Annotated in this window: 1 protein-coding gene; it reads left to right on the top strand. The window is 75.2% G+C overall.

Features of this window, described 5'->3' with window-relative positions; all coding sequences use genetic code 11:
- Positions 1–1519 (top strand): acyltransferase domain-containing protein (locus EJK15_RS69270; RefSeq protein ID WP_138720915.1); only part of this gene is annotated, 1519 nt, incomplete at both ends.

Below are 1519 nucleotides of genomic sequence, written 5' to 3'. Positions count from 1 at the left end.
GGGCGATGGCGGTCGTGGAGGTGGGGGCGGACGAGGTGCCGGATGACCTGCACGTGGCCGTCTACTCATCGCCGGTGCAGACCGTGGTGACGGGGGATCCCGGGCGGGTGGCGGAGTTCGCGGCGTCGGTGGCGGTCAGGGGGCTGTTCGCGCGGACGCTCACGGCCGAGGGGGCCGGGCACTCGCCGCAGGTCAGGCCGCTGCTGCCGCGGCTCAGGGAGGAGCTGGCGGGGATCGTGGGCGGTAAGCCGGATATTCCGTACTATTCTCCGGTTTTCGATGATTCTCGCGAGGTGCCGGCGTTCGAGGCCGCTTACTGGGCCGCCGCGCTGCGCCGCCCCGTACGCCTCATGCAGGCCGTACGGGCGGCCGCCGAGGACGGCCACACCCTGTTCACGGAGCTCGGCCCCCGCCCCCTGCTGGCCGACGCCCTCCGCGAGACCCTCCCGCCGGCGACCCTGATCACCGCGGGCGGCCTCTACGACCAGGTGGCCGCCGCGGCCGCCGCCGTCGTTCCGCGTACCAGCGGCCGGATCACCGACGTGCCGCACTCGCCCTGGCACCACGTACGGCACTGGGCCACGCCGAAGCGGCCCCCGACCGGCCACCCCCTGCTCGGCGCCCACGTGGAGACCCCGGCGGGCCACTCCTGGACGACCACGCTCGACGACCTCGCCGACGCGCCGTGGCGGCTGCCGCCGGACGACTGGCACCGCGACGGCCACCCCGTGCTCCCGCTCGCCGCCGTCGCCAGGCTCGCCCACGCGGCGGCGACCGAGGTGCACGGCGAGGCCGAGCTGTACGACGTCACGCTCCGGGGCCTGCTCCCGCTGCCCGCCCAGGTCACGATCACCCTGGCGGGCACCAAGGTCGAGCTCTCCGCCAAGAACGCCGCCGGCGCCTGGACCGTCTACGGCACGGCCGCCCTCACCCCGGCCCCGGACGGTGGTGCCGCTCTGGAGCGGATCGGCCACGTGGCCGTGAACGGCGCCTTCTCAGATGCCGAGACCGCGAACTTGCCCCCGGGGCCGGTGCCCACGAGGCTTGACGCCAAGCTGGTCACCCGCACGTGGACACCCACCCCACAGCCGGAGGCGGGCCCACCCCGCGCATGGCTCATCCTGGCCGATGAGGGGGATACGCGGGCGGCCCGCCTCCACCACCTCGTGGGCCGTCCCGGTGACCCGGCGAACGTCCTGGTCCTGCCTCCTCGCCACCTGGACCCGGCCGGGGTCCGGCGGATCATGCTCCAGGTGGCCGGCCTGGCCGGGCGAGGCGTCAGGATCATGATCGCCACTGAGCGGGCGCAGGCCGTACGGGACGGAGAGCCGGCGGACCCCGGCCCGGCCGCCCTGCGGGGCCTGATCAGGGTGCTCGCCCTCGAACACCCCGAGACGCATGCCACCCTCGTGGACTTCGACGACCTCACCGACCTGGCCACGGAGCTGGCCGGCGACCCGGCCGACGACGAGGTGGCCTGGCGTGACGGGACGCGATACGCGGCCCGCCTGCGCCGCGC

This window comes from Nonomuraea basaltis, from assembly GCF_005893125.1.
Classification (GTDB): domain Bacteria; phylum Actinomycetota; class Actinomycetes; order Streptosporangiales; family Streptosporangiaceae; genus Nonomuraea; species Nonomuraea basaltis.
The sequence above is the reverse complement of the archived record's forward strand: the minus strand, read 5'-3'. Positions and strand labels throughout refer to the sequence as shown.